Origin of the sequence: Trebonia sp. (assembly GCF_049794275.1) — a bacterium.
GTDB lineage: Bacteria > Actinomycetota > Actinomycetes > Streptosporangiales > Streptosporangiaceae > Trebonia.
Window position 1 is genome coordinate 1 of the sequence record NZ_JBARCR010000163.1, and the last position, 6,488, is coordinate 6,488.

8 protein-coding genes are annotated in these 6,488 nt (G+C 70.7%); 5 read left to right on the top strand and 3 right to left on the bottom strand.

Annotation, left to right across the window (positions count from 1 at the left end; all coding sequences use genetic code 11):
• Nucleotides 1-747: VOC family protein (locus WA805_RS04660; RefSeq protein ID WP_425241722.1), on the top strand; the 747-nt coding region annotated here is incomplete at its 5' end.
• Nucleotides 748-752: 5 nt separating this feature from the next.
• Nucleotides 753-1,157: a VOC family protein gene (locus WA805_RS04665; RefSeq protein ID WP_422324621.1), complete on the top strand. Its 405-nt coding sequence runs from the start codon at nt 753-755 to the stop codon at nt 1,155-1,157.
• 38 nt (nt 1,158-1,195) lie between these two features.
• Here WA805_RS04665 and WA805_RS04670 read toward each other — a convergent pair whose 3' ends face one another.
• From WA805_RS04670 to WA805_RS04680, 3 genes are read right to left on the bottom strand one after another with little or no spacing between them, the layout of a single operon-like run.
• The gene (locus WA805_RS04670; protein ID WP_425241723.1) at nt 1,196-2,104 is read right to left on the bottom strand and encodes an SDR family NAD(P)-dependent oxidoreductase; all 909 of its coding nucleotides are present in this window, start codon (nt 2,102-2,104) and stop codon (nt 1,196-1,198) included.
• An 8-nt stretch (nt 2,105-2,112) separates the two neighbouring features.
• Entirely contained in the window at nt 2,113-2,454 is a 342-nt protein-coding gene (locus WA805_RS04675) for a MoaD/ThiS family protein (RefSeq protein WP_422288231.1), read from the bottom strand.
• Nucleotides 2,451-3,560, bottom strand: a complete 1,110-nt coding sequence (locus WA805_RS04680) for a WD40/YVTN/BNR-like repeat-containing protein (RefSeq protein WP_424559806.1) — start codon at nt 3,558-3,560, stop codon at nt 2,451-2,453. The genes WA805_RS04675 and WA805_RS04680 overlap by 4 nt, the downstream gene beginning before the upstream one ends.
• A gap of 260 nt (nt 3,561-3,820) precedes the next feature.
• On the opposite strand from WA805_RS04680, the gene WA805_RS04685 reads away from it, so the two are divergent.
• The 3 genes from WA805_RS04685 (at nt 3,821) to WA805_RS04695 (ending at nt 6,287) form a co-directional block, all read left to right on the top strand.
• Nucleotides 3,821-4,516 (top strand): DUF4282 domain-containing protein, encoded by a 696-nt coding sequence (locus WA805_RS04685; RefSeq protein WP_425241724.1) that lies wholly within the window; start codon nt 3,821-3,823, stop codon nt 4,514-4,516.
• 260 nt (nt 4,517-4,776) lie between these two features.
• The gene (locus tag WA805_RS04690) at nt 4,777-5,259 is read left to right on the top strand and encodes an NUDIX domain-containing protein (protein ID WP_425241725.1); all 483 of its coding nucleotides are present in this window, start codon (nt 4,777-4,779) and stop codon (nt 5,257-5,259) included.
• Nucleotides 5,260-5,324: 65 nt separating this feature from the next.
• The gene (locus WA805_RS04695) at nt 5,325-6,287 is read left to right on the top strand and encodes a hypothetical protein (RefSeq protein WP_425241726.1); all 963 of its coding nucleotides are present in this window, start codon (nt 5,325-5,327) and stop codon (nt 6,285-6,287) included.
• The last annotated feature ends 201 nt before the right edge of the window (nt 6,288-6,488 follow it).

Here is a 6,488-nt window from a genome sequence, read left to right on the forward strand (position 1 = left end):
AGGGGCGCGATGGCCGCTGACCCGCTTGACGCCCTCCGGCTGTCGGTCGTTCCGGTCGACCCGCGCCCGGAGTTCACCGCCGCCCTGCTGCGCCGGATCACGTCCGCCGCCGCCGAGGCGCAGACCCGCATCAACGAGGCTGTCACCGGCACCTCCGAGGAAGTGGGCAACATCGGCCTGGCGATCCAGCGCGCCCTGGACAACGCGGAGCAGATGCAGGCGCAGATGCAGGCGCGGGCCGCCGCGATCGACGAGCTGATCGCCTCCGGTGCGCTCGAACGCCACGTGAGCAGCCAGCCGGCCCCGCAACCTCCGCAGGGCCTGCCGATCGCCGCACGCGTGCGCGACAACCCCACCGTCCGGTACTTCGTCGGCGACCTCGACGCCGCGATCGAGTTCTACTGCCAGCGTCTCGGCTTCGAGGAGGAACTGCGTTCCGCGCCGGCGTTCGCCATGCTCTACGGCGGCGGCCTCCGGCTGCTGCTGAGCGTCCCCGGGCTGCCCGGCGCCGGCCGGGCGCTGCCGGACGGCACCGTGCCCGCGGCCGGGGGATCGAACCGGATCACCCTCCAGGTCACCGACGTCACCGCCGCCGTCGCGGAACTCCGCACGGCAGGCGTCCGCATCCGCGCCGACGTCAGCGCGGGCGTCGCCGTCCGGCAGGCGCTGATCGAGGACCCGGCGGGAAACCTGGTCGAGCTGTTCGAGCCCACCGCCGGCTATCACGAAAGGCCGTCACCACCATGAGCACCGTGAGCGTTCGCTACATCGTCGACGACGTCGACGCGGCCATCGCCTTCTACCGCGACAGGCTCGGCTTCCGCGAGCTGATGCACCCCGACCCGGCGTTCGCCATGCTGACGCACGGCGACCTGCGGCTGGTGCTGGTCGCGCCCGTTCCCGCCGGGCACCCAGGCGGTGGGTCCCGGCCGATGCCCGACGGCACCGCGCAGCGGCCCGGCGGCTGGAACCGGTTCATGCTGCAGGTGGAGGACCTGGCGGCCGCCGCCGGGGAGCTGCGCGCCGCGGGCGTCACGTTCCGCAACGAGATCGTGGACGGGATCGGCGCCAGGCAGGTGATGATCGAGGACCCGTCGGGGAACCCGGTCGAGCTGTTCGAGCCGCTGCGCGCGGAAGCTCGCCTGGCGCCTGGATAACCAGCCTGGGTAACCGGCGAGCTGGCGCGGGCGCAGGGTCAGCCCAGGCCGGTCCATTCGGTGCTGTGCTTCCACAGCAGCTCGGCCAGTTCCGGCGTCGCGACCCGGCTGGGCGCGCGCACCGCGCACTTGTCGTAGAACAGCCCGCTCTCGGCAGCCACCGCGGGCGACGTCGCGCAGTACACCGACGTGACCGCGCCCTGCTCGACGGTGAGCATCCGGCGCTTGATGATGGCGCGAGCCGGCCGTGGCACGCGCCGCCAGATGTCGGAGGCGACCACGCCAGGGTGCAGCGCGTACGACGACACGTCGCTGACCCGGCGCGCCAGTTCCTGGGTGAACAGCACGTTGCACAGCTTGGAGACCGCGTACTCGCGCTGGCCGGTGAACGACGGCGTGCTACGCCGTACCGCGTCGAAGTCGATGCCGGGCGCGCCGTAATGCGCGTCGCTCGACACGGTGACGACGCGTGCGCCCTGGGTGCCGGACCCGCTCGCCTTCAGCCGGTCGAGCAGCAGCATCGTCAGCGCGAAGTGCCCCAGGTGGTTCACGCCGAAGTGCAGCTCGAACCCGTCCGCTGTCTTCCCGCGCTGCCCGCCCACCCCGGCGTTGTTCACCAGCACGTGCAGCGGCTCGTCCCTGGCGAGGAACACCGCCGCGCAGTCGCGGACCGAGGCGAGCGACGCCAGGTCGAGCGGCAGCAGCCATACCGCCTGCGAGCCGGCGGCGGACTTGATCGCGTCCACCGCCGCCGCGCCCGCCTCGGCCGAACGGCTCGTGATGTACACCCGACCGCCGCCGGCGGCCAGCGCGGTCGCCGTCGCCCGGCCGATGCCGGTGTTGCCCCCGGTGACGAGGAACGTCCGGTCACGGGCGCCACCGCCCGCGCCCGCGCCGCCGTCCTTGCCGTTGCCCGCGCCGGCACCGGTGCCGGAAAGCTCGCTCACACCGGTGATTATCCGCCGGCCATCGCCCCCACGACGAGGAACGGCTCGGTACCCGCCACGATCGCCGCCGCCACCGCGTCGGGCAGCGGCGCGTCCGGCGGCTCGTTAGACAGGTCCTGCTCGCACGCGTAGAAGCGGATGAACGCCCGCCGCTTGCCGGTACGCCGGTCCCTGATCGTGCCGCCGAGCACCGGATACCGTGACTCGACCGCGTCGAGCACCGCTCGCTGGGTGAGCACAGGGACGGAGAGGCGCACGAGGACCTCGCCGTGCACCCCGGCCAGGTTCCGCAGGTGTGCGGGCAGCACCACGCGCACCTGCGTGCCCAGCGCGGCGCCAGGGTAGGTCATGACAGGACCTGGACCTCGACCGACAGCACGGCGGGCAGGTCCCGCACGATCGGCGCCCAGGAGTCCCCTGAATCGGGTGAGACGTACACCTGCCCGCCGGTGGTGCCGAAATAGACGCCGCACGAATCCAGCGTGTCCACCGCCATCGCATCCCGGTAGACGTTCACGTAGCAGTCCCGTTCCGGCAGCCCGGCCGAGAGCTCTTCCCACTCGTTGCCGCCGGACCTCGACCGCCACACCCGCAGCCTTCCGTCCGGCGGGTAGTGCAGGCTGTCGCTGGTGATCGGCACCACGTAGATGGTGTCCGGCTCGTGCGCGTGCACGCCGATCGGGAACCCGAAGTCGGTTGGCAGGTTCCCGCTGACCTCCGTCCACGACAGGCCGCCGTCGTCGGACCGCATCACGTCCCAGTGCTTCTGCATGAACAGCGTGTCCGGCTGGGACGGGTGCGCCTCGACGTGGTGCACGCAGTGCCCCACCTCGGCGTCCCCGTCCGGGATGCCCTCAGAATGCAGCCCGCGATTCACCGGCCGCCACGTCTCGCCGGAATCGTCGGACCGGAACGTGCCCGCCGCGGAGATCGCGACGAACATCCGCGACTTCTGCAGGATGATCGTGTGCAGGCAGAGACCGCCCGCGCCCGGCTGCCAGCCGGGCGCGGACGGCTGTACCCGGAGGCCGGTCAGCTCGGTCCAAGTCAGGCCCCCGTCGGCCGACTTGTACAGCGCTGCGTCCTCCCCGCCCGCGTACACCGTGTCCGGGTCGTCCGGCGACGGCTCGAGATGCCAGATCCGCTTGAACTCCCACGGCCGCGGCGTGCCGTCGTACCACAGGTGCGTGCCCGGGTCGCCGCCGGCGTAGCCGAAGTCGTTCCCGGCCGGCTGCCAGGTCGCGCCCCCGTCGTCGGAACGCTGGATCAGCTGGCCGAACCACCCCGTGTTCTGCGAGGCGTACAGCCGGTCCGGAGCGGCGGGGGAGCCCTTCATGTGGTACACCTCCCACCCCCCGAAGTGCGGCCCGCTCACCGACCACTTGTCGCGCTTGCCGTCAGAAGTGAGGACGAACGCACCCTTGCGCGTCCCCGCCAGTACCCGTACCTGTGTCATCGCACTGGACCCTCCGTGGATTTTTGGAACACCCGTTCAGGGGGTAGCCTAGTATCGAACCGGTGTTTCGGCGCTCCCGCGTAAGCGGTCGTTCCAGTAGTGACGACAGGAGCCCGCGAAACTCATCGCCTCCCCGGCGCAACGTCACCCGCATGTCACAACAGCACGGGGTATGGCGTTTAGGAGTGTGGCAGGATAACGGAACAACGCGATGCCCGACTTTTACCACCCCGAGGACCAAGACCCCCACGGAGAAGATTTTGGCTGGTCAGCCGCAAGATCCCCCATGGCAGTCGTCCGAGCAAGACCAGGCCCGTCCGTCCTGGCAGGCCTTCAGCGCGCCGCCTGCCGAAAAGCAGGAGACGTACGCCTACCCGCAGCCGGGGCAGGGCGCCCAGCCCGCGCAGAGCCCGCAGAGCGCGCAGAGCCCCCAGGGCCCCCAGGGCCCCCAGGGCTACGGTCAGGGCTACGCCCAGCAAGGCGGCTACACCCCCCCTGCGTACACCGTCCAGGACCAGGCCTACGGCGCGCAGGACCGCCCGTACGCCGACCACGCGTACGGCGACCAGGCCTATCAGGGGCAGCAGCAGGGCCAGCCGGCGCCGCACTGGCAGGCCGTCTCCGGCCTGAAGCCGGCGGGGGCGAAGCGGAGTAGCGATGCCAAGGGCTTCCTCGGCTCGCTGTTCGACTTCAGCTTCACCTCGTTCGTCACCCCGAAGATCGTCAAGGTGATCTACGTCCTCGTCACCATCTGGACGGTGATCTGGGCGCTGATCTTCCTCCGCTTCGGCTTCAAGTACGGCGGCGCGGCGGGCGGCTTCTTCACGCTGCTCGTGGTGGACCCGATCCTGGTGGTGCTGACGCTCGGCGCGTACCGCATGGTGCTCGAGTTGTTCATGGTCGTGCACCGGATGCATGAGGAGCTGAAAGCGATCCGCGAGCGCGGCGAGAGCTGAAGCCGGGAAACTTTTCCGCCGCTGTTCGTCCACAGCCGGTCAGCTGACCTCCACAGCGTCTAACCCGTGCACGTGCAGGCTCGGCGTTCAGGAAGTCCACAGCCGACTACCCGGCTAAGAGGCGGCGATCCACAGCGTCGGCGGGGTTACGCACATGGCGATCCACAGGACGCCCGCTGTACCGTACCTGTTCCGGGGAAGCGGGAAACCGCACCGGGGACCGGGGAAATACGATGGCGAGCCGGGCGGGACATCGAGTCATGACCAGAACCCTCACTCAGCCCCTGGCCGCTGACGCGGCCAGGCACAGCCGGCACTTTCAACTGATCGTTGATGTGCACTTGCTGCTGCTCGACCAGGGAGAGGTGCTACTCGGCAGACGCGCGAATACGGGGTACGGAGACGGCGCCTACGAGCCGCCGTCCGGCCGCCTGGCCGAGCGCGAGACGCTCGTGGAGGCCGCCGTCCGGGTATCGGACGCCCAGGTCGGGATCTTTCTCGACCCTGGGAGGGTGGCGCTCGCACACGTCATGCACGACGTGTCGGGCGCGGGCCGGATGGCGTTCTTCCTCACCGCGGACGGCTGGGAAGGCGAGACCGGGGGGCCAACGAAGAGCTACAGCGACTTCGGCTGGTTTCCGCTGACCGAGCTGCCCGCGAACATGATCGACCGCGCTCGGGTGGCGGTCAGGAACTTCGCGGCAGGCGCCCGCTTCTCGACGTATCCGGCTTTCGGCATGTGAGTGGCTGCGGCTTCTCGTCATCCCGAACGGCCTCGTGGTTCCACTCAGGCTAAACTCGCTTACCGATGCGCCTGGTCAAGACCCACGGGTCACTCAACGAGATCTTCGCGATGGACGCGACGCCGCCGGCATGGCCGACGGACGCCGCGCTTCGCGAGTTCGTCAGGCGAGTATGCGACCGGGACGCGTGGACCGGCGGCAGCGACGGGATCTACCTCTACGACGCCAGCGCACCGGACACCCGGGCGTGGTTCTTCAACCCCGACGGCTCCGCGGCGGAGTTCTGCGGGAACGGGATGCGCGGCCTGGGCAGGCTGATCCTGGACCAGCGGGGCACCGACGCGGAGGTCGTGGCCAGCGGCGGCCGCGATTACACGGTGCGCCGCGCGCCGTCCACCCCGGAGGGGGTCCGGCAGGTGCTGCTCGAACTGCCCGCCGTGCGGTTCGCCGCGCCGCCGCCCGCGCCGTTCGGCGGCTTCACCGCGGTGACCGTGCCCAACCCGCACGTGGTGGCCGTGGTGGCCGAGTACTCCGAGCCCGACTTGATCGAGGCGGGGAAGCGGGCAGACGAGGTGTTCCCCGACGGCGCGAACGTCTCGTTCCTGCTGCCGCTCGACGCCGGAACCACAACCTCCACCTCCGCCCCTCCCACCTCATCCGCCTCAGCGGCCCCGGAGGTGTTCGTCCGCACCTTCGAGCGCGGCGCGGGCCTGACCCCGTCCTGCGGCTCCGGCGTGGTCGCCTCCCGCGCCGCCTACTCGCGGGTGACGGGCCTTGACCCCGGCCAGCGCCTCGTCGTGCGGAACGCGGGCGGCGTCGCCGCCGCGTCGATCCGGGTCCGCGACGGCGCCTGGCTCCCGGTCCTCGAGGGCAACGCCACGATCGTCTACGAGGCCGAAGCCGGCCTCGACGGCCGCCAGGCGGGCCCGGTCGAGTACGCGGCCGGGGAAAACGCCGCCTACGCCACCCTCGACGCCGAGAACACGGCCCACCTCAAGTCCGTCGGCGTCACCACCGCCCACCCGTAACCCCCGCCGGGCGCCCAGCCCCGGGTCCAGTGCCAACCCGCACCAGGCGTCCCAAGCGCCTCTGCTGTCCATTACGTCAGGCATATGGAACCCGGCCATGGGCTGTTTTGCGTTAGTGCTGGGGATTTGACCCCGCAGCGGGGTCAAATCCCCAGCACTAAAGGGACTTGGTGACGCTGTGAACTATGCGCCCTGCGGGAC